The sequence below is a fragment of the Paenibacillus sp. FSL K6-1558 genome (assembly GCF_038002565.1).
GTDB classification, from domain to species: Bacteria; Bacillota; Bacilli; order Paenibacillales; family Paenibacillaceae; genus Paenibacillus; species Paenibacillus polysaccharolyticus.
The window spans coordinates 5,297,559-5,317,687 of the sequence record NZ_JBBOCV010000001.1 but is presented as its reverse complement, the minus strand read 5'-3'; the positions used below and the strand labels follow the sequence as shown (position 1 = coordinate 5,317,687).

At 46.7% G+C, this 20,129-nt stretch carries 20 protein-coding genes and 1 other annotated feature (1 of these 21 only partly in view); of the genes, 6 read left to right on the top strand and 14 right to left on the bottom strand.

All coding sequences use genetic code 11. The features are described 5' to 3' along the window. Positions 1–102: a binding site (T-box leader), on the bottom strand; it reaches 245 nt to the left of the window's first position. Positions 103–623: 521 nt separating this feature from the next. From tsaD to MHI38_RS22890, 6 genes are all read right to left on the bottom strand, one after another. Next, the gene (tsaD, locus tag MHI38_RS22915; protein WP_154890843.1) at positions 624–1,682 is read right to left on the bottom strand and encodes a tRNA (adenosine(37)-N6)-threonylcarbamoyltransferase complex transferase subunit TsaD; all 1,059 of its coding nucleotides are present in this window, start codon (positions 1,680–1,682) and stop codon (positions 624–626) included. Then, positions 1,679–2,200, bottom strand: coding sequence for a ribosomal protein S18-alanine N-acetyltransferase (gene rimI / locus MHI38_RS22910; RefSeq protein ID WP_090918224.1), 522 nt, complete (start codon positions 2,198–2,200; stop codon positions 1,679–1,681). The genes tsaD and rimI overlap by 4 nt, the downstream gene beginning before the upstream one ends. Positions 2,201–2,217: 17 nt before the next feature. Beyond that, positions 2,218–3,147: a tRNA (adenosine(37)-N6)-threonylcarbamoyltransferase complex dimerization subunit type 1 TsaB gene (gene tsaB / locus MHI38_RS22905; protein WP_260510768.1), complete on the bottom strand. Its 930-nt coding sequence runs from the start codon at positions 3,145–3,147 to the stop codon at positions 2,218–2,220. Further along, positions 3,144–3,629, bottom strand: a complete 486-nt coding sequence (tsaE, locus tag MHI38_RS22900; protein ID WP_154890842.1) for a tRNA (adenosine(37)-N6)-threonylcarbamoyltransferase complex ATPase subunit type 1 TsaE — start codon at positions 3,627–3,629, stop codon at positions 3,144–3,146. Before tsaE ends, tsaB begins: the two co-directional genes overlap by 4 nt. A 244-nt stretch (positions 3,630–3,873) precedes the next feature. Then, positions 3,874–4,050 (bottom strand): H-type small acid-soluble spore protein, encoded by a 177-nt coding sequence (locus tag MHI38_RS22895; protein WP_090918464.1) that lies wholly within the window; start codon positions 4,048–4,050, stop codon positions 3,874–3,876. A 4-nt stretch (positions 4,051–4,054) separates the two neighbouring features. Continuing rightward, a complete protein-coding gene (locus tag MHI38_RS22890; RefSeq protein ID WP_154890841.1) occupies positions 4,055–4,354 on the bottom strand; it encodes a hypothetical protein in 300 nt (99 codons plus the stop codon). A gap of 176 nt (positions 4,355–4,530) precedes the next feature. Between MHI38_RS22890 and ku the strand changes: the two genes are divergently transcribed. The 5 genes from ku to ligD all read left to right on the top strand — a co-directional run bounded on the left by ku (position 4,531) and on the right by ligD (position 9,991). Continuing rightward, the gene (ku, locus tag MHI38_RS22885; protein WP_154890840.1) at positions 4,531–5,445 is read left to right on the top strand and encodes a non-homologous end joining protein Ku; all 915 of its coding nucleotides are present in this window, start codon (positions 4,531–4,533) and stop codon (positions 5,443–5,445) included. A gap of 414 nt (positions 5,446–5,859) precedes the next feature. Beyond that, complete coding sequence (locus tag MHI38_RS22880; RefSeq protein WP_154890839.1) at positions 5,860–6,729, top strand: VOC family protein; 870 nt, start codon at positions 5,860–5,862, stop codon at positions 6,727–6,729. A gap of 235 nt (positions 6,730–6,964) precedes the next feature. Further along, positions 6,965–8,062, top strand: coding sequence for a GerAB/ArcD/ProY family transporter (locus MHI38_RS22875; RefSeq protein ID WP_341181729.1), 1,098 nt, complete (start codon positions 6,965–6,967; stop codon positions 8,060–8,062). A 64-nt stretch (positions 8,063–8,126) separates the two neighbouring features. Beyond that, positions 8,127–9,086, top strand: coding sequence for an ATP-dependent DNA ligase (locus MHI38_RS22870; protein WP_341181728.1), 960 nt, complete (start codon positions 8,127–8,129; stop codon positions 9,084–9,086). 14 nt (positions 9,087–9,100) lie between these two features. Next, positions 9,101–9,991 carry a non-homologous end-joining DNA ligase gene (ligD, locus tag MHI38_RS22865; protein WP_341181727.1) on the top strand — a complete coding sequence of 297 codons (891 nt, stop codon included), beginning with the start codon at positions 9,101–9,103 and terminating at the stop codon, positions 9,989–9,991. Between the two features lie 66 nt (positions 9,992–10,057). Here the strand turns inward: ligD and MHI38_RS22860 are convergent, their stop codons facing one another. Together MHI38_RS22860 and cls are read right to left on the bottom strand one after the other, a co-directional pair. Continuing rightward, entirely contained in the window at positions 10,058–10,969 is a 912-nt protein-coding gene (locus MHI38_RS22860; protein ID WP_154890835.1) for a YitT family protein, read from the bottom strand. A 353-nt stretch (positions 10,970–11,322) separates the two neighbouring features. After that, a complete protein-coding gene (gene cls, locus MHI38_RS22855) occupies positions 11,323–12,762 on the bottom strand; it encodes a cardiolipin synthase (RefSeq protein ID WP_221787839.1) in 1,440 nt (479 codons plus the stop codon). A 321-nt stretch (positions 12,763–13,083) separates the two neighbouring features. Here cls and MHI38_RS22850 point away from each other — a divergent pair, with 321 nt between their 5' ends. Beyond that, positions 13,084–14,436, top strand: coding sequence for a hemolysin family protein (locus MHI38_RS22850; protein ID WP_221787838.1), 1,353 nt, complete (start codon positions 13,084–13,086; stop codon positions 14,434–14,436). A gap of 80 nt (positions 14,437–14,516) precedes the next feature. Here MHI38_RS22850 and MHI38_RS22845 read toward each other — a convergent pair whose 3' ends face one another. The 6 genes from MHI38_RS22845 to MHI38_RS22820 all read right to left on the bottom strand — a co-directional run bounded on the left by MHI38_RS22845 (position 14,517) and on the right by MHI38_RS22820 (position 20,102). After that, positions 14,517–15,593, bottom strand: coding sequence for an AI-2E family transporter (locus tag MHI38_RS22845; RefSeq protein WP_341181726.1), 1,077 nt, complete (start codon positions 15,591–15,593; stop codon positions 14,517–14,519). A gap of 128 nt (positions 15,594–15,721) precedes the next feature. Then, complete coding sequence (locus MHI38_RS22840) at positions 15,722–16,513, bottom strand: ABC transporter permease (protein WP_341181948.1); 792 nt, start codon at positions 16,511–16,513, stop codon at positions 15,722–15,724. Next, on the bottom strand, positions 16,506–17,417 hold the full coding sequence (locus tag MHI38_RS22835) for an ABC transporter ATP-binding protein (RefSeq protein ID WP_341181725.1): 912 nt from the start codon (positions 17,415–17,417) through the stop codon (positions 16,506–16,508). Before MHI38_RS22835 ends, MHI38_RS22840 begins: the two co-directional genes overlap by 8 nt. Before the next feature lie 574 nt (positions 17,418–17,991). Continuing rightward, complete coding sequence (locus tag MHI38_RS22830) at positions 17,992–18,504, bottom strand: hypothetical protein (RefSeq protein ID WP_341181724.1); 513 nt, start codon at positions 18,502–18,504, stop codon at positions 17,992–17,994. Between the two features lie 94 nt (positions 18,505–18,598). After that, positions 18,599–19,153, bottom strand: a complete 555-nt coding sequence (locus tag MHI38_RS22825; RefSeq protein ID WP_341181723.1) for a VanZ family protein — start codon at positions 19,151–19,153, stop codon at positions 18,599–18,601. Positions 19,154–19,184: 31 nt separating this feature from the next. Beyond that, positions 19,185–20,102, bottom strand: coding sequence for an LCP family glycopolymer transferase (locus tag MHI38_RS22820; protein ID WP_154982728.1), 918 nt, complete (start codon positions 20,100–20,102; stop codon positions 19,185–19,187). Between the last annotated feature and the right edge of the window lie 27 nt (positions 20,103–20,129).

The following is a 20,129-nucleotide window of genomic DNA, read 5'->3' as shown; positions in this document are numbered from 1 at the left end:
TGTTCCCGGGCGAGATTCAAACGATTCCAGCCACTGCGTCGCACCACCCCGCAGCTCTCTGAGCGCTTTTGCCGTTCTACTGCTCCCGTTCATTACGTTTGTTGATATGATATTTATTGTTAATATTGATCAAAAAATAAAATCAAAAAAGCCTGCCTTCTCCTGCATAATGCAAGAGACGACAGGCTGTTCACCTTCGCGGTACCACTCTTGTTGACCTCAAGCCTGTTCGAATAACAGCTTGAAAGTCCCCTTAGTATTGTGCATCGATCTCTACACTTCGTAATTAGCGTAACGGAAGTTGTCTCCGTTTCGTTCTAATATGCTTCGACCCGAGCACAATGGCCCATTCACGGAGGCAACCCGTAACGATATACTGTCGGCTGGCTTCAGCCTTCGGCCCGTTTCTTGCTAGCCGTGTTCCATCGTTCCGCTTCCAGGTGAGTTTCAGGTTTCCTTCGGCTACGTTGCACCATCCCGCAGCTCTCTAATGACCCGGAGTGACCTTACTGTTCCTGTTCATCGCGTTTTTCAGTTCAGGAGATTATTCCTGTTTAAATTTGTAACTAATATACATTCTTCACAAACCGCTGTCAACCATTCATTTCAAAAAAGAGAGAACTTTACGCCTCGGTCTGAACCGACCAAGCTTCCAGAGAAAGTCCCGGGTCCGCCTTCGCGTCAAAATTAGTCCCCTCGCCGCGAATCCATTTCAGATGTGCTGCCGCGCCGATCATGGCTGCATTATCCGTACAATATTCCATTGGCGGGATGACGAGTTCAAGTCCTTCCTTCGCACAGCGTTCCTGCAGAGCAGTCCGCAAACCGCGATTGGCAGCAACCCCACCGCACAGAAGTAACTGACGTGAGTCATATTCACGAACAGCACGTACCGCTTTTTCCACGAGCACTTCAACGACTGCTTCTTGAAAACCACGTGCCACCGCAGACGGTTCCAGTGTTTCACCACGCATCTTGGCCTGATTCAGTGCGTTGAGTACAGCCGATTTCAACCCACTTAGACTGAAATCATAGGACCCTGCTTCAAGCCACACTCGTGGCAAAGGAACAACATCTTCAGCTTCAGATGCCATGCGGTCTACATGCGGCCCTCCCGGATATGGACAGCCGAGCGCACGAGCGACTTTGTCATATGCTTCACCGACAGCATCGTCCCGAGTGCGTCCAATCAGCTTGAACTTGCCCTCGGACTCCAGATGTACAAGCTCTGTATGTCCCCCGGATACGACTAGTGCCATCGCTGGATATTGCAACTCACGCACAAGACGATTCGCATAAATATGACCCGCAATATGATGGGTGCCGATCAGCGGTTTGCCCAGAGCCATCGCGAGTGTCTTCGCTGCTACGATACCCACCAGCAATGCGCCGACCAATCCTGGTCCCTGCGTAACCGCAATCGCGCTCAGATCACGCGGACGAATGCCAGACTGCTCAATCGCTTGCTCCAGCATTAGCGTAATCACCTCAACGTGTTTGCGTGAAGCCACCTCGGGTACAACTCCGCCAAACGCTTTATGTGTCTCGATCTGACTAGAGATGAGATTGGACAATACTTCACGTCCATCTTTGACCACGGCTACCGATGTTTCGTCACAGCTTGTCTCTACCGCCAGAATATAGGATGGAGTTCCGCCTTGATTATCTATAAGATCATTCATGAATCCATTACGCTTCCTTCCTCTTCGCCGCTCCGGCCCGCAGGCGGAAGTACCGCCCACATGATCATTGCATCCTCTCCGTTATCGGAGTAATACCCTTTGCGCAGACCTGCCGATTCAAACCCTTTTTTCTGATACAAATTCTGAGCCACGACATTCGACACCCGAACTTCCAGTGTCATTCGCTCCATACCGAGGTAGGCTGCCGTCTTCATTAACTCGTCCAGCAATTTCTCGCCCAGTTTGCGGCCCTGGTAGGCTTTTCTCACCGCTATATTGGTAATATGCGCTTCGTCCATAATCGTCCACATTCCCGCATATCCAATAGCAGTCCCGTCCAGCTCCATGACCATATATTTAGCAAAATGATTATGCTTCAATTCATTGTGAAATGCCTCTTCCGTCCAAGGGAGGGTAAATGCTTCATGCTCAATCTCCATCACGTCAGGAATATCTGCCACGGTCATGAGTCTGAACTGAAACATGGTCTCCTGTCCTTCATTCGCTACGTTGTCCATCCGCTCTCCCTCTCCCTTCAGCCTTTGCGCAGCAGGTTGGCTTCGGCTTCGGACAGCTGGGTGTAGTTCGGCACCAGGGCATGTACGTCATCGCGCTGACCTGCAAGCAGCGCTTCGGCGCCGAGGCGCCCAATCCAGCGGCCTTCCAGCTCATACGGTACGAGCTGGAGCGCCGTTCCTGCGGGGCAGCGAAGCTCTGCCGCTGCCGCCGCATGTTGGCCCGTCTCGCCGACGATCCAGACGGCAGCGGGCCGCTCTTCCGGCGCCGCCTCCGCCAAGCGGGCGGCGAGCTCTTCCAGCCATCCGTTCACTTGACGGATGGCATCCGGCGCCAGCCGGCGGGGTGTATCGCCGCCGGCTGAGGCGAACAGCGCGGTATAGGCTTGACCGCGCCGCGCATCCACGAGCGGAACGATCCAGTGGACAGGGGCGGCACTCGTGCCACCCTGGTCCGCGGATGGCGTTCCGCCAGCCCCGGCTGCGGCATCATCTGCCGCAGCTTGCGCCTTGGCGGCGAGGCCGCTGTGCCAGCCGCCCCAGGCGAGGGCCTGCAGGCTGGACACCCCGGCAACGGGGATGTCCCACGCCCAGGCCAGCGTCTTTGCCGCGGTCACCGCAATGCGGATGCCCGTGTACGAGCCCGGTCCAATGCCAACGGCAATCCCGTCCAGTTGGCCTGGCTTCGTACCGCTGGCAGCGAGCAACTGCTCCATCACAGGCACGACGTGCACCGAGTGATTACGCTCTGCTCGCTCATTGCGCTCTTCCAGTAGCGACCGCTCCTCCATCACCGCTGCAGCCATCACCGCGGTAGATGTATCCAACACCAAAAACCGCTGACGCGGCTTTTTTTGCTCCTCGATCGTCCCATCATTCCTTAATGCTTCTAACGTTTCTTCTTTCCCTAAACCTTCGTTCGTCCCTTCATTTCCAAAACCTTGTATCATCCTATAACTCCATTCTGTCTGAACTGTCGACATAGCGCGGCATATCCCTCACCATACCCATCCAGCGTTATCGTTCGATCTTCCAGACCTGTCGTCTCAATCTGCACATGAAGATGCTCTTCGGGTAACAACTCAGGAATGATGCTGGACCATTCCACCAGACTGACTCCCGTACCATAAAAATATTCTTCAAGACCCAGCTCATCCGCTTCTTCCAACGATATGCGATACACATCCATGTGATATAGCGGCAATCGACCCTCGTATTCCTTGATCAGCGTGAAAGTTGGACTGCTTACAACATCTCTCACGCCCAAATGCCAGGCAAACTTCTGAGAAAAAGCGGTTTTACCCGCACCCAAATCGCCGTCCAGTGCAATAACCATGCCAGCCTGTGCCTGCGCTGCAAGTGCAGCCGCAAGCGTTTCTGTATCTACAATGCTGTGGGAGTGATACACCCACTGCTCGTGCGTCTGATTCAATATACGCCCCACCTTTGACGGTCTTCCGTCTGAGTTCACTTTGAACCTTATTATATCGGTCCCTTTCCTTGCCCGCAACATCGAAGGAACATGCTGGAAAGGTTAGACTTTATAACCATCTCTTTGCGTAATCACAGAAAGGATCTGAACCTAAAAAACCGATACCTCCCGGTATCGGCCGCACTTTCATTGAATTCCAGAATGACAATAACCTCTAGTTTCCGCTGTACTTGTCACATGACTGCTACTCTTCCAGACGATCCACTCGCACCGTTTGGGTGTTCCCTGGTCTGCTGCCCACCTGTACCGTTGCCATGCCGTTTGCCTCATCCACATTTTCAATCCAGACAGGCTCACCTTCAAGCGTCACCGCGATTGTATCTTTGGAATTATAAATAGCTTTTGCCCGTTTTGCATCCATCATACTATTCGTAATCTCCTTCCGGGTCATCATTGTGATCCTCTTGCACAATCGTATCTGTCGTACTATCCCCAATATAACCATTATCCTCTGTAACCTGACCGCCGCCCAAACCCTCATTCACCATACGATCGATATCCAGCATAAAGGATTCCCGATCGAGCGGCAGTTTCTCTGAAGTTACCGCTTCCCAATTGACATCTGCTGCCGGCGTATAAAACTCTTCTGCACTCTCGGCATCCTCCAGAGGGTAGGGCGTAAACGCGTGCTTGTGCGCCTCTTCCTCATCTCGCCTGTTCTTCATCTGGCACCTCCCCATCATGTTTCTGTTATCATCCCCGACTCTTGCTGAACCATACAAAATGCTGAAGACCCCCATCTAGATATCCCTAACCACCATACAATCAAGGGTTTACGACTATCCCTTACAACAGCTGCCCATACTATTAACAAATAAGAAATTTGAAAGGAGTCGCCTTTATGCATACGGTCTGGAAAGGTGCAATCAGTTTTGGTCTCGTGCATGTCCCTGTCAAAATGTTCTCGGCTACGGAGGACAAAGATATCTCCATGCGTTACATTCATAACGTTTGCGGAAGTCCGCTCGCTTATGTACGCCAGTGCCCCTCCTGTGAGGTCGAAGTCAAATGGGAAGAGATCACCAAAGGCTATGAATATGAAAAGGGCAAATTTGTTCTTTTCGAAAAAGAAGAACTTGAGGCCTTAAACGAGTCCAGTAGCAAAACCATTACCATTCTGGATTTTGTGGATTTGACTGAAATTGACCCGATCTATTTTCAAAAAACCTATTATCTCTCTCCTGATCAGGCTGGTGGTAATGCCTATCAGCTTCTCATGAACGCCATGCGGGATACGGGAAAAATAGGCATTGCTAAAATCTCCATCCGCTCCAAAAGTAGTCTCGCCGCCATCCGCGTTCTGGAAGACTGCTTGTCGATGGAAACTATTTTTTACCCGGATGAGATCCGTCCCGTGTCTCAGGTTCCTAACCTTCCTGAAGTTCAAAATGTAAACGAAAAAGAACTCTCGATGGCCAAACTGCTAATCGACCAACTTTCAACTCCGTTTGAACCTGGTAAATATACAGATGATTATCGGGCAAAGTTGCTTGACCTCATTCAACACAAGGTTGCTGGGGAGGAGATCAAGATCGCTCCAGCCAAACCGGAAGCTAATGTGATGGATCTTATGGCTGCACTTCAAGCAAGTATTGAAGCAGTAAAGCCCATTCCTTCAGACCCTGGAACAACCACGGCTAAACCTAAAAAACGCGCTCCGCGCAAAACAACCGCCCAGGCTGTTGCTGGAGGAGAAACCGATGCTACACCTGCAACTCCGAAACGCAAAAAAGCCCCTGCTAAACCCAAAGCTTAAGCGTGCTGTTGGAGTAGGAGGGTTGGGGGCCCCGCTTGTATCTAACGGACCGGACGTAATTGGGTCACCATGATCCCAAAACTGCCCTATCGGTTCGTTAGCAAGTGGTGGTTCATTTATCTGTCACCACCCTCGACTCGCCACTATGACCATCCCCAATTAAACAAACATCTCAGAAACTTTTGATGAAACAATATCGACTAAGTTATTGACTAAACAAAGTAAATATTTTATATTAACTTATGAAAAGTAACTTATTTATATTTATAAAGTGATGATCTTCATTTTCAAAAAATAACATGTTTCAAGGCTCACTTTTACATCGATATGCACTTCGTTCCAATATTTTAATATTCACACATTCTAATTTGTGATTTGTTCACGATGAGAAGTCATTATAAGGAGGAAATAACCATGAGTACGACTTATCAAATCCCAGCCACAACCCATCTAGGTGAAGTCAGTCTCAAAATTAACAATCTGGATCGGTCCATCCAGTTTTATACGGACGTTGTTGGCCTTAAACTACTGACACGCCAAGATCATATTGCCACAATGACAGCGGACGGAAAGAACGTCCTTCTTCGCCTTGAAGAAGTGAGCAACAGCATCACTTTGCCCGAGCGCTCCCATGCCGGACTGTACCACTTTGCCATTCTGCTACCTGACCGCAAGTCGCTTGGACTTGCCGTTCGTAATCTTGTCGCATCCGGGATCGATATTGGTCAGGGAGATCACCTGGTGAGTGAAGCCTTTTATATCTCTGATCCCGATTTGAACGGGATTGAAATCTATGCCGATCGCCCTCGTGATACTTGGAAACGGGATGCTGACAATAATTACGTCATGGCAAGCGATCCAGTGGATGTGCAAAGCTTGTTTGATCTGTCGGCAAGTGAAACTTGGGATGGTTTGCCAGCTGGCACCGTTATCGGTCATGTTCACTTTCACGTTCGCAGTCTGGAGGAAGCCCGCAGCTTCTACTCCGGTATTCTCGGATTTGATGTTGTAGGCAACTTCGCGAATATGTCAGCACTGTTTGTGTCTGCCGGAGGCTACCATCACCATCTGGGACTTAATATTTGGGCCGGAGTTAACGCTCCAATCAATCCTGCCAATGCTACGGGAATCAACTATTTCACCATTGTGTATGCCCATAACCATGAAGTTGAGCAGGCCGTTGAACGTCTGCGCGAGTCTGGCGTTGAAGTACGTCCCGATGGTGTTGCATGGTATGCAGCAGACCCGCAAAACATCGGAATCCGCCTGATTGCAGAGGCCTAAAGCTCAATTCGTGTTACTTTGAACACAAACTGTTACCATCCATTCACTCTGCCGATTTCATTCTGCATTCCTTCTCTTGATCAAATTTGTTACTGCAAAAAAAGCCTGACCTCGTTCCTCCAAAGCTTCCTTAGGAGGTAAAGGGTCGGGCTTTTTTTATACTTCTGATAAAACCGTAAATATTGGTACATCCTAACTCAGACTTAAACATTGTCAGACGAAGGAGATTTATTGAATGATTGAAAAGGGACGTTTGACCGTCAGGCAACTTGCTTCGCTGATGTTCCTTTGCACAATCGGTGAGCAGATCCTCTTTTTCCCCTCGATGATCACATCTTATGCCCAGCAGGATGCCTGGATCTCTTCATTGCTTGGCGTAGGAGGCGGAATAGGTGTGCTTCTGATCATGCTCGCTGTATATCGCTTGGATCCGCGTCTGAATTTAATTGAACATGTACTCCGGGTGCTGGGGCCTTGGGTCGGTGCTGTGATCAGCGCATTCTATATTTTTTATTTTCTGATTGGTGCATCGACGTTTATCCGTGAAATGGGAGACTTTATGACGACGAACATTCTGAGAAATTCGCCATTATGGGTGTTGCACCTGACATTCATCTGCGCCCTGACTTGGGGATTGCGATCGGGACTCCCTAACATGGGAAGGACTGCCGAAATCCTGTTGCCTATCGTTGTCCTGTTCTTGATTATTCTCACCCTATGCCTACTCCCCAAGGCAGAGCTCGACAATATAAAACCCATTCTTGGTCGGGGATTCCTTGATCCGTTCAAAGGCTTTATCGCTGTACTTACATATCCGTACTGTGAATTATGTATTTTCATGATGTTATTGCCTTACACAGAGCAACGCCCTCATCTGAAAAGAGATTTTTTGCTCATGGGTATGATCGGCGGATTAATGTTAACGCTAACCATAAGTATGTGTCTGCTTATTATGGGACCATTCATGACACAGCATTACTGGTTTACTTCATTTAATCTGTCCCGTCTGATTAACATCGGTAACTTTTTAGAACGCATTGAGGCTATTATGGCTTCCGTCTGGGTTATCGCTGTATTTTTCAAAAGTGTGCTCTTCTTCTACGGCTTTGTGCTTGGGCTCGCTCATCTGTTTCGCTTGTCCAGCTATCGGAATCTCATCTTCCCAGCGGCATTTCTTATTTTAACATGTTCCATCCTGATCGCTCCGAATGAAACCTTCTATCTGAAAGTGATCATTCCCTACTGGATTGACTGGGATTTAACCTGTGGCATTTTTCTGCCGCTGCTGTTGATCCTGATTCATCATTTGAAACATAAGTTGCAAAAACATTAATGCCCTCCACGCATTTGATTTAACCCTCATACGTGGCTGGCTTAAGGAAGGAAAGGAGTAACACATGATCAAACCTGTTAGTCCGTTTGAGCCTGTATCCCGAGACACTTTACCCACAGGCTCCCAGTGGATTGCCCAGATCAAGTGGGATGGTGTACGCATGCTCGCATACGAAAACGGGCAAGAGTTACGGCTGGTCAATCGCAGGTTACACGACCGGACGACCCAGTATCCAGAACTAGTGGGACCGCGCAATCTATGCGAGGGCAACTCTTACATTTTGGACGGTGAGATCATCGCTCTCGATCCGGATACGGGACGTCCTTCCTTTTATCACGTACTTCGCCGGGATCGCATGAGCAAGCCGGATAACATTGCTCAAGCCAAACAGCAGATACCGATTACTTATATGGTTTTTGACATTCTATATTACGATGGAAATTGGGTCACAGATCTGACGCTATCTGCCCGTCAGCAGCTGCTTCACCAAGTGCTACATACCAGCACTCATGTTCAGGAAGTAACCAACTCTACGGATGCATCTACTTTGCTAAGCGTTATGAGGCAACATCAGATGGAAGGCATCGTCTGCAAGGATCTCACCAGCACCTACGGGATCGGTAGCAAGGACTCACGCTGGCAGAAGGTGAAGATCATTCATGATCTGTACGCCATGATCGGGGGCGTTACATATCGTGATGGAATCGTCAACGCCGTTGCGATTGGCGTATATGACGGACCTCATTTTATCTATATTGGTCATGTAGGAACAGGGAAGTTAAACATTAATCGCTGGCGGGAACTCACTTCACAGGTGCAACCACTTATCATAAAGGATAGGCCGTTCCTTAACATTCCTGAGCGTAGCGCAGAGACAACTTGGGTACAACCCGAGATTGGACTTAAGGTGCAGTATATGGAACTGACGCATCATCGCACACTGAGACATCCTAGCATCCAAACCTTTGCAGAAGTAACACGGGAGGACTGCCTGGCGAGCCAGTTACAACATGAATTCCAGTAAAAGGAGGTGCAATGGTGCCACACAAAGTCAAAGGCTCCATCAAGATTGAGGGTGTAGAACTCACGGTTACGAATCCAGACAAGCTGTTATGGCCAGAAGCAGGGATTACCAAAGCCATCTATTTGCAAAAGTTGGCCGCACTGGCTCCTTATCTGCTAACCTACACTCACAACCGTTTACTGACAACCATTCGCTACCCTCATGGTGCTGGTGACACGTTCTTTTATCAGAAAAATGCACCGGAGCCTGTGCCTGATTTCGTTCAAACACAGGATCATGAAGGTATACGGTATATTGTCATGAACGGGCTACCTGAACTTCTCTGGTTAGGAAATCTGGCCGCACTTGAATTCCATCCTTCGCTTCATGCGATTAACAGTACGCTACCCTGTGAATGGATGATTGATCTCGACCCTTCGATGGAGCACGAGCCGCGGATCATGCAGGCCGCCTTGATTGTAGGTGAAACATTGTCCTCCCTCGGGTTGCAATCGGTTCCCAAAACCTCTGGCAACACAGGTGTTCAAATTATTGTGCCAATTACTCCGGGTGTAACATTTGATGAGTTACGGGATATCGGTCATTTTGTAGGTAAATATGTCACGCAAAAACATCCTGATTTGTTTACGCTGGAACGGCTCAAAAAAGATCGGGGTGATCGAATTTACTTTGATTATCTCCAGCATTATGGCGGCAAAACATTAGCTGCTCCCTATACCCCTCGCGCAAAGCCACGGGGAACCGTCTCCACTCCCCTGACTTGGGATGAAGTGCGCCGTGATGTCTCTATTCAGGATTATCACCTTATGAATATTATTGAACGCCTGACAACCGTTGGCGACCTGATTGCAGCAGTGCCACCGCAACCTATCGAACTGATTCTGAAACATCTCAAGAAAAAATAGCCGATATCCTGTGATTCAGGATATCGGCTATTGGTATAGTAGAGTCATATCGAGCAGAAAGCTTCGCTAATGGATGCCTTTTTTCTTGAAGCGTCCGCCCTTCACATCGTGAATGTTACCGATAGCTACAAAGGCCTGCGGGTCCCAGTCCTCAACAATGGACTTCAGCTTGGCTTCTTCCAGACGAGTGATGACAACAAAAATGATCTTTTTCTCATCCCCGCTGAATCCGCCTTCTCCGTCCAAATACGTTACACCACGTCCGAGACGATCTGTCAACGCGGAACCGATATCACGATACTTCTCACTGATGATCCAGACCGACTTGGACTGATCCAGCCCTTCATTCACGATATCAATCATCTTCATGGCAATGTAATAGGCAATCATCGAGTACAGAGCGTTCGGCCAGCCGAATACAAATCCAGCACCCGCGAAAATAAATACGTTAATAATCAATACGATCTGTCCTACAGACAGCGGTGATTTCTCACTAAACAAAATAGCAACGATCTCTGTACCGTCCAGTGAACCACCTGAACGAATGACGAGACCTACTCCCACACCCAGGATCAATCCGCCGAATACAGCACCCAGAAGTGGTTCACCGGGTGTCAGTGCCGGAACTTCATGCAATAGAGACGTGCCGATAGACATCACGACGATCCCCAGCAAAGTAGATAACGCAAAGGTCTTACCAATCTGCTTGTAACCAAGGATTAGAAAAGGCATATTGAGCAAAGTCAGAAATATCCCCAGCGGCAGATGTGTAAGCTCTGAAACCATAATCGAGATCCCCGTGATACCGCCGTCGATGACGCCGTTTGGCACGAGGAATACTTCAAGCGATACAGCCATGAGCACAGCACCGATCAGGATCATTACAATACGTTGCAGAAATTTCAGCGTAAACACCGAGCTTTTGACGCCGCGGTCGGCTTGCTTGGCCGTTAATTCTTTCACCGTTACATTGGACATGGTATCCCCCCCGTAAAATCAGAATGTGAATCCATTTTATATATCCATTAAATCACTCCACGGGGAAGCTGCATGTAGAAAACGAGCCAAACTGTATTCTTCATGTACTTTAACCCACCATCAAAACGGGCATCTAAAGGCGATATAAAATAGATTCAAGATGTACTGCTTGCCGGATCACACTTCCAAAAGAGAGCAAAAGGGAGCCTGTTTCCCCAGACTCCCCTCCTTCATCACGACATGATTTATGTAACTATTATATCATAAAAGATCAAATTGGAGCAAAATACTTAGCAATAAGAAGATAAATTCAAAAAAAGTGAATTTATCTTCAGAAATCTGCCCTAAATCGGCTAAAGAAGCGGAGAAAGCATGCGAGAAAGCATTTCAGCCCCTTTTTGCAGACGTGAGCGATGTTGGAAAGCGAAAGTATCTATTTGGCTACACTCCTCTAGGTCACGTTCAAAATCATGCATCAGACGATGAATCGCAGAGCTTTCAAACAATACAGCCGTCAATTCAAAATTATAAAAGAAACTGCGCATATCCATGTTGGCCGTCCCTACTGTCGCCAGTAATTCATCGACAATCATCACTTTGGCATGTACAAAACCTTTGCGGTATTGATAAAATTTCACCCCGGCACGTAGCAACTCTTCAACATAAGAAAGAGATGCCAGATGCACTAACCGTGAATCGGACTGATACGGAATAATAATTCGCACATCCACTCCACTGACCGCAGCGGTCTTGAGAGCCTCGTAAAGAGCAGGATCAGGAATGAAATACGGTGTTGTAATATATATCCGTTCACAGGCTACTGAAATCGCGCCAAAACACATCTCCTGAATGGCGTCCCAATCTTGATCAGGTCCACTACCTAAAATCTGAATTCGTTCTCCGCCGCTGCAAATATGAGGTGGAAACAACTCTCCGAGCTGCGGCTCCATAATCCGTTTTCCCGAGGCCAGCTTCCAGTCGTTAAGAAACGTGCTTTGCAGGAAATAGACAGCATCTCCTTCAATCTGCACATGGGTATCTCTCCAAAATCCAACCTCCGGGTATTGACCCAGATAGTCATCTCCGACGTTAATACCGCCAACAAAACCAACCTTGCCGTCCACAACTACAATTTTACGGTGGTTTCGGTAATTAACTCTGCGATCAATCGTCGCAATGAGCGGTGGCAGGAAAAAATGAAACTCAACACCTGCATCCTGAAGCTTGCGGATAAAACTCCAGCTCAGTTTATGACTGCCAAGCCCGTCACAGATGAACCTGACTTTCACTCCCTCCTGCGCTTTACGGATCATGACCTGTTGAAAGCGAGTACCGATCACATCATCTCTGAAAATATAGAACTCGACATGTAGATGATGCTTCGCCTTCTCCATCTCTCTAAGCATAGCGGCAAATGCCTCTTCCCCATTGGTAAGCACTTTACTCCGGTTACATCCCGTAATCGGGCTTTCGGACAAGTGGGATAACAGGTTGAATAAACGTTGCTGGTGGTTATACCTATCCCCTGGCATTTGGGCAATCTCTTCTATAATGTGCGCCTGTTTCCAGATCGTTTCCCGCATTTCTCTGAAGATGCGGGACCCGCCCTTTCGCAGCTTTTTGCGTTTACTGTAGTCCTGAGCCACGAAATAATACACAACAAATCCGATTAAGGGCACACAAAATAAGATGAACAGCCAAGCCACTGCTTTGGCTGGATTGCGGAACTCCAGCACAAGAATCGTAGCCGCTTGAAAAATAAAAACAAGTAAAATAATGACCAGCCAGAACATGTGGCCTCCCCCTTAGTACATACGCTATAATATTTCAATTATCTGTTTTGTAATATTCCGTTATCTCGCTCTCCAACCTTTTCTTCGCTTTCATTCTAAACAGCTTTGACGATATTGTTCCCAGCTAATCATAGATACCCAATGTAGACCTCATTCGTAACGAATACTTAGATAAAACTTTACATAACCTAACTTCAACACTGTTTTGCACAACTCCCTTTCCAGACTCTTCCTCTTTTCTTCCGGTAAAGGTGGTCTTCTTACGTAAAATTAGATATAATACTCGTTAAAACTTATTACATAAAAGGAGAAGAGTAGTGAATGGACAGTGAGAGGTATGCGTTAAATTTGGTTTTGGTTGCACTTTTGATAGGGTTATCGGCATTTTTTGTGGCAGTGGAGTTCGCTCTGGTACGGGTTCGTCCGAGTCGGATCGACCAAATGATTGCAGAAGGGAACAAACGGGCGCTCGCTGTGAAGCAGGCCGTCGCTAACCTAGACGGATATCTGTCTGCTTGTCAGCTTGGGATTACGATTACGTCTCTCGGACTGGGCTGGCTCGGTGAACCCACGGTAGAGAAAATCCTCCACCCGGTGTTCGAAAGCATGAGCATCCCGGATGCACTCGCTTCATTTTTGTCCTTTGTCATTGCCTTTGTAGCGATCACGTATTTACACGTTGTTGTGGGTGAGCTTGCACCCAAAACGATAGCGATCCGCAAAGCCGAGACTGTCGCACTGTTGACATCCGGTCCTATCATCTTGTTTAACCGAGTGATGTATCCTTTTATCTGGCTGTTAAACGGCTCTGCGAACCAACTGGTCAAATTGTTTGGCATCAAGCCTGCTTCGGAACATGAAGACGCACACTCTGAAGAAGAGCTCCAGATCATTATTAACGAGAGCTTTGAGAGTGGTAAAATCAATCAGGCGGAATTTGGGTATGTTAGCCGAATTTTTGCATTTGATGAGATGCTGGCCAAAGAGATCATGGTTCCCCGGACCGACATGGTCTGCCTTTATCTAAATAAAACGAACGAGGAAAATCTAGAGATCATTCGCGAAGAGCAATACACTCGCTTTCCAGTCGTTAATGAGAGCAAAGACGATATTATCGGTATCATAAATACGAAACAATTTTTCTTAGAACTGTATGGTAATGATGAACCCGTCGACCTGTCTTCCCTCATTCAGCCCGTTTCGGCTGTTCATGAGACAACTCCAGTCAAGGATCTGCTTAAAAAAATGCAGAAGGATGGCGTGCATATTGCTGTTCTCGTCGACGAGTATGGAGGCACGTCGGGGATTGTAACGATTGAAGACGTATTGGAGCAGATTGTTGGTGAGATTCGCGATGAGTTCGACGCAGACGAAGAAGAAGAAATTCAGATTGTGAATGAGCATTATATCATCATGGATGGTAAGGTTTCGCTGTCCAAGGTCAACGATATGTTCATGTCTTCGCTTGATGCGGACGAGTGGGATACGATTGGTGGATGGCTATACAGCCACCGTCCGGAGATGAACGAACAGGAAGAATATGAATACGAAAACCTAACCTTTGTCCTGCTGGAAAAAGATAAAAATCGCTTTTACAAGGTGGCTATCGTCCCGAAAGAACCACTGAACATGTCAGACTACACCGATGAAGACGAGAAAGAAACAAACGTTTGATTTAAAAGGTCTGTCCATGTCATTTCCGACGTGGACAGACCTTTTCTTTATGCTGAGGGATGAAATATCTTACCTACATCTTATTTGGCATCTGCTCGATCTTCAACAATCCGGTTCTGGATTTTCTTAAATATAATCTTAAGGATCATGTAAAGCGGAATAATAATAATCATACCTAGAATGTTGCCCAGGTCGGCTCCAACGAGCAGCAGGATCACCGTAGTCAACGGATGAATATCAAGCTGTTTGCCATACACATAAGGAGAGATGAGATTATCCTGTATTTGCTGTGCAATGACGATAATGATCAGAGACCAGAGAGCCATGGAAGGCGAGTCGATAAAAGCAACAATCACAACAGGAATCGCCGCCAGTAGCGCTCCTACATAAGGGATAAAGTTCAGAATAATGGACACAACCGTTAACAATAGCGCATAAGGCAACCCGATAAGAAGAAAACCGATAAACATGAGAATGCCCAGCGCCACATTAACGATAACCCGGCCTACAATATAATTGCTCAGAGCCTCATCAATTTCATGCACCGTCTCTTCTCCGTCTTTTCGGTAATGTCTCGGCAATAACAGCGTCAAGTTGGTTCCAAATTTGTTGCCTTCCTTGAGCATGTAATAGAGCATAATCGGAAATGTTGCCAAAATAATGACCAAGTTGGACACGACGGAAAACAGACCAGAGACATAATCCGTAACCTGCGTAATCCCCTGACTTAAATAATCGGACAATCTGGTAAACAAGTCCGAATTCTCAGGCAGGTAACGGGCAAGAAAACGATTGTTTTCCAGTGCTTTAATCTGCTCTACAAGAGATGACACAAGCTTAGGTGTATTTTCGATAAAATTCCATAACTGCTCCCGCAGGGAAGGCCACACGAGAACGCTGAATCCTGCGATGAGGAGTCCAACAGCCACATAAATAATCAGGACAGACAGTGCCCTTTTGATTTTGTGCCGCTCCATGAAGTCCACGAGCGGACGCAACAGATAGTAGAAAAATCCTGCGATCAAGAGCGGGATAATAATGATATGAATCAGCGAAGTGAGAGGGCGGAAAATAAAGTTGACCTTATCCCCCAAATACACGATCAGCAACAGTAAAATAATTGCTGTGCATATGCGGTAAAATTTGTTGTTAATCAAGAAAAATGATCCCTCCATGCGCTGCCATGCCAAAGTGACTGCGACGATAATATGATTCTAACATTACAATACCAGTATGTACCCTGAATAGACAGCTATGCCACATGAAAACAAAAAAGAGGCAGGAGTTAACCTGCCACATCTCTTTTGTTGAACACAACCCAGGAAATCACCATAAAGATGACATAATATGCAGCGAGAACCGCCAGGGAGAACCCGAGAGTCATGCCCTCACTTGGTCCATTCATCAAGCCCATATCCGATGAAGAGTTCATATATTTGCTCAAGTTCATATTATTGAACAGAACATATTTAGCCCATTCATAACGATCCGGATTAAAGATCAGTGAGAATATATTTTGTGTAAACATAATAAACAAGGACAAACCAATCGCAAGTGCACCTGAACGAAATACCGAGGAGACCATAAAGGCAATCGCAAGTGTAATAAACAGATCGATATACAGATATCCCCATCTCGTAAACGCATCAGCTGCGATTATACTGCTGTCTACCGAAACTTCATGAGAGAAGAGAATATACGAGCTAAGCATGGCCATACCAATCACCAGTAGTGTGCTTAATATACTAAAGCCTACTACAGTGAGATATTTGGAAGCCAAAATTTTACTGCGTGACCATGGTCGGATAAGTAACAGTTTAATGGTTCCCCATGTAAATTCACCCGCCACTGTTTCTGCTGCAATGACTACACAGAAGATGGTGTTCAGAAAAAATGCAATCTGAACTGTTGTAGCCGCAGGCTGCCAAAACAAGGTGTCACTTGACCCCATGCCTTCTCTCATTAAGACAGGCATGAGTAACGAGATCAGAACAAGAATAGCTAACATAATCCAGGTACGTACACGACGGAACACCTTCATATTTTCATTCAGTAGCAGATTGCCGAAACTACCCAATGCCGCCACCTCCAGTCACTTGCAAAAATTGATCTTCCAGCGTACGAGTCACACTACGAATGGCATAAACCTGCACGCCTTCACGTACCAGTTTGGCATTGACCGCTGGAATCTGTTCTCGAGAGAGAGACAACACGATAACCTTACCCTGAATAACTGCCTCACCCTCCATGAGTTCAACAGCACGTTCAGCGTCATCGACTTCAAACGCAACTTCAATTAAAGCATCTGAACCTTGCTCATCCCGCAGATTTCGAACATCAATCAGTTTACCGTTCTGAATAATAGCTACGGTGTCACACATCAATTCCATCTCGGACAACAGATGGCTTGATACAAACACGGTTATCCCCTCTTCGTGGGTGAGGAGCCGCAGATAATCTCTCAACTCCCTTATGCCCTGTGGATCGAGACCGTTCGTTGGCTCATCCAGAACTAACAGCTTAGGTCTATGTAATATAGCCTGTGCGACACCAAGGCGCTGACGCATACCCAAAGAATAGGTTTTTACCTTGTCATGAATCCGCGCTGTTAGGCCCACACGCTCAATGGTCTCTGCAATACGTTCCTTGGTAACGCCAGGTGACATACGGGCAAAATGCACCAGATTCTGATATCCGGTCAGAAACTTGTACATCTCCGGATTTTCCACAATCGCCCCCACCTGGGCTATCGCCTCTTCAAACTCATTCTTCACACTGTGTCCGGAGATGAAAATATCTCCTTTACTAATGGACATCAGACCTACCATCATTCGAATCGTTGTTGTTTTCCCCGCGCCATTTGGTCCTAAAAAACCAAAAACCTGCCCCGGAGAAATATTCAGGGTCAGGTCACTGACCAATGATCGGGAGGAAATGATTTTACTGACGCCTTGAAGTCGGACGACCGGCTCCTGCTGCATTCAATCCTCTCCTTCATGGACGGGCTTATTTCATGCCCGTTTCTCATATGAGCATAGTGTATCATAATCTTTAGTATATTGTCCTGCAAACTGGGACTTACCTTCTCGTTTTGACTCAACTACACACGCCTCACAGCATCCAAGTGGCATTTCACTCCGGTAAAATCCAGTACGAAACACGTGATTGCCTCCATTGCCCTCTGGCTTCTGGGCGGCGTCTCTAGCGACCGACACAATCATCCCACAACTGACACAGTAAAAGCGGCCCGTTTCATTCAATGGAATACCTTCCCCTCACAGGGAGTCTCTAGTCCCTGTTATTTGTCGTTAGACGCTGAAAATTGATACATTTTGTATCCTAATTCGTAATTTACTTGACACCGGGACTATTGTCAAGCTTTTTAAGCATGGATTTAGGTTAAAAATTCAAAAAAACGCTATAAATGCGACAAAAGTCTCGCATTTATAGCGCTTGATCAAGGACTAATGATACAAAACGGTATATTCAACCTCCATTTACATTACATCATATGTAATATTTTCTCTTCATCCTGATATTGCACCCTATCATGCATCACGATGAAGTTTCAGTGTTGTGTTTCCTATCATCTGGATAATACCATAACAGCGTCCACTGCTTACCATCCTGCACAAGGTAACAGATCTGCACAAGATCAAACTTCCCAAAGGTTCCGGAATACGTTTGTGTAACTTTGATTTTGTATGCTTCGGGAAAGGGCTTCACGCCTTGAATGATCTCCACATCAAATTCCCGCTTTGGCGGTTCCATCTCCAGTTCAAACGTCTGCACACCAAAATGCTGCATAAAAATGTGAGCTCTATTCTGCACATAGGCACTCTTCGGAAATCGCTCTTTCATTAAAGGATGAAAAAGCTCCCAGGAGCTTCCGAAGTCACCCGTTTGCTCGTATTTGTAAAACTCTTCCGCCACAGCAGCAGCCTCTGTAGCCGCATCTGCACGAAACAGCGCAGGTACACTCCTAATAATCAGCCACAGCAAAAGCACTACAAATAAAATAAGTCCACTTTTTTTGAACAGTGCATTGCGGTTTCTTCTTCTTATCATCATTCAGCCCCCTTGTCCTGCCTACCCCATATGTATGATGGTTTGCAAACAAGTAGAAGCTATGCTTGGACTACACACTGCATTTCCTGGGAAATCAATGATGTCTCCTACCCAGCAAAGCTCGAATTCCTGTATAAACCGCGATGCCACAACTTCCGCCAATCAAGTCTACACCGACATCCCAGATTGAACTCGTACGATTGGGGCTGAACTGTTGGATATACTCGTCAATGGAGGCAATCACTGCAACGAACATCAGCGCCACCGTAATACAAGTTATGACTCTCACCCGTTTGTAACGCAGACTGCCATAGATTAATACTGCGAGTACAGCGTAGATTAGTAAATGTGCAGTCTTGCGAAAGAGGAATTCTACAAAAGCATAAGGCCTTTCTCTTAGTGAATACTCGTGCCCATTATAAAACAGGTGCACATCGGGCAATGTAATCCCGATGTGCACCTGTTTGGTCAAACGTTGAAGCCATGGCTGAATATTTTGCTGTTGATAGGATTGGGAAGACATCAGCCAGATTATCGCAATCCAGACCCCTGCCAGCATTAGCCAAAACAACATTTTATACGAACGATTCTTCCGTTGATATTTCTGTTTTCTTGTTTCTCTTCCCTCCGCATTCAGCAATGTTTTCACCACTTTCCTTGCTGTTTCACGAACGTTGCCCTTACTGTTCTAGGTGCTGCGTCAGTAATCCGTGAATGCGCTCCTTTTCCTCTTGACCTACAATAAAATAATAAATACCGTTGATCTTCTCGCCTTTTCCCTTGATCTCAACTGTATCGATTTCTTCCAGGTCGCTACGATAATCCAGAAGCAGTTCTTTCATCTCATCAAATGTCAGATCTGTTCTGACATGTGTACCCAGCTCATCTAACATATTCTGAAGGTGTAGCACACTGGAGAATTGCATCGTATTTTTGAGCATCTGCTTCAGGACCTCTCGCTGACGATCATTCCTTCCCAAGTCGCCCTTCGGATCATCATAACGCATTCTGGAGAACCCGAGAGCAGCGACACCATCCAGATGAATATTGCCCTGCTCATAACGTTTACCCTCATAGTCAAAGGCAAACGGGTTGTTAACATCCACACCACCAACAAGATCAATGATTTTGGAGAACCCCTCCATATCTACTTTCATATAATAGTGAATGGGAATTCCCAAAAATTGTTCAACTGTTGCAAGAGACATATCCACGCCCCCAAAAGCATAAGCGTGATTGATTTTGTCTTCGGTGTTGCGTCCTACAATTTCTGTTCGTGTATCTCGCGGAATATTAAACATCAGCACTTTCTTTTTCCCCGGATTCACACTTAGAACAATCATCGTATCTGAACGTCCTCGATCATTCTGGCGTTCATCCACCCCCAGGATCAAGGCATTAAAGGGCTCTTTGCGATTGAGTTCAACCTGGAGTCCGCCCTTCGCATCGGTTACCGAAACAGGCTTTACGGGATTACGAGGCTCATAAATCTGATCAGCGGTGGATTTAACCGATTGATAGAGATAGATCGCATAACCAAATACAACGATGATTAAAAGGGAAGCAATCCAAGCCGTCCATTTCATCCATTTTTTCATGGGGATCTTCCTCACTCATATTGTTAA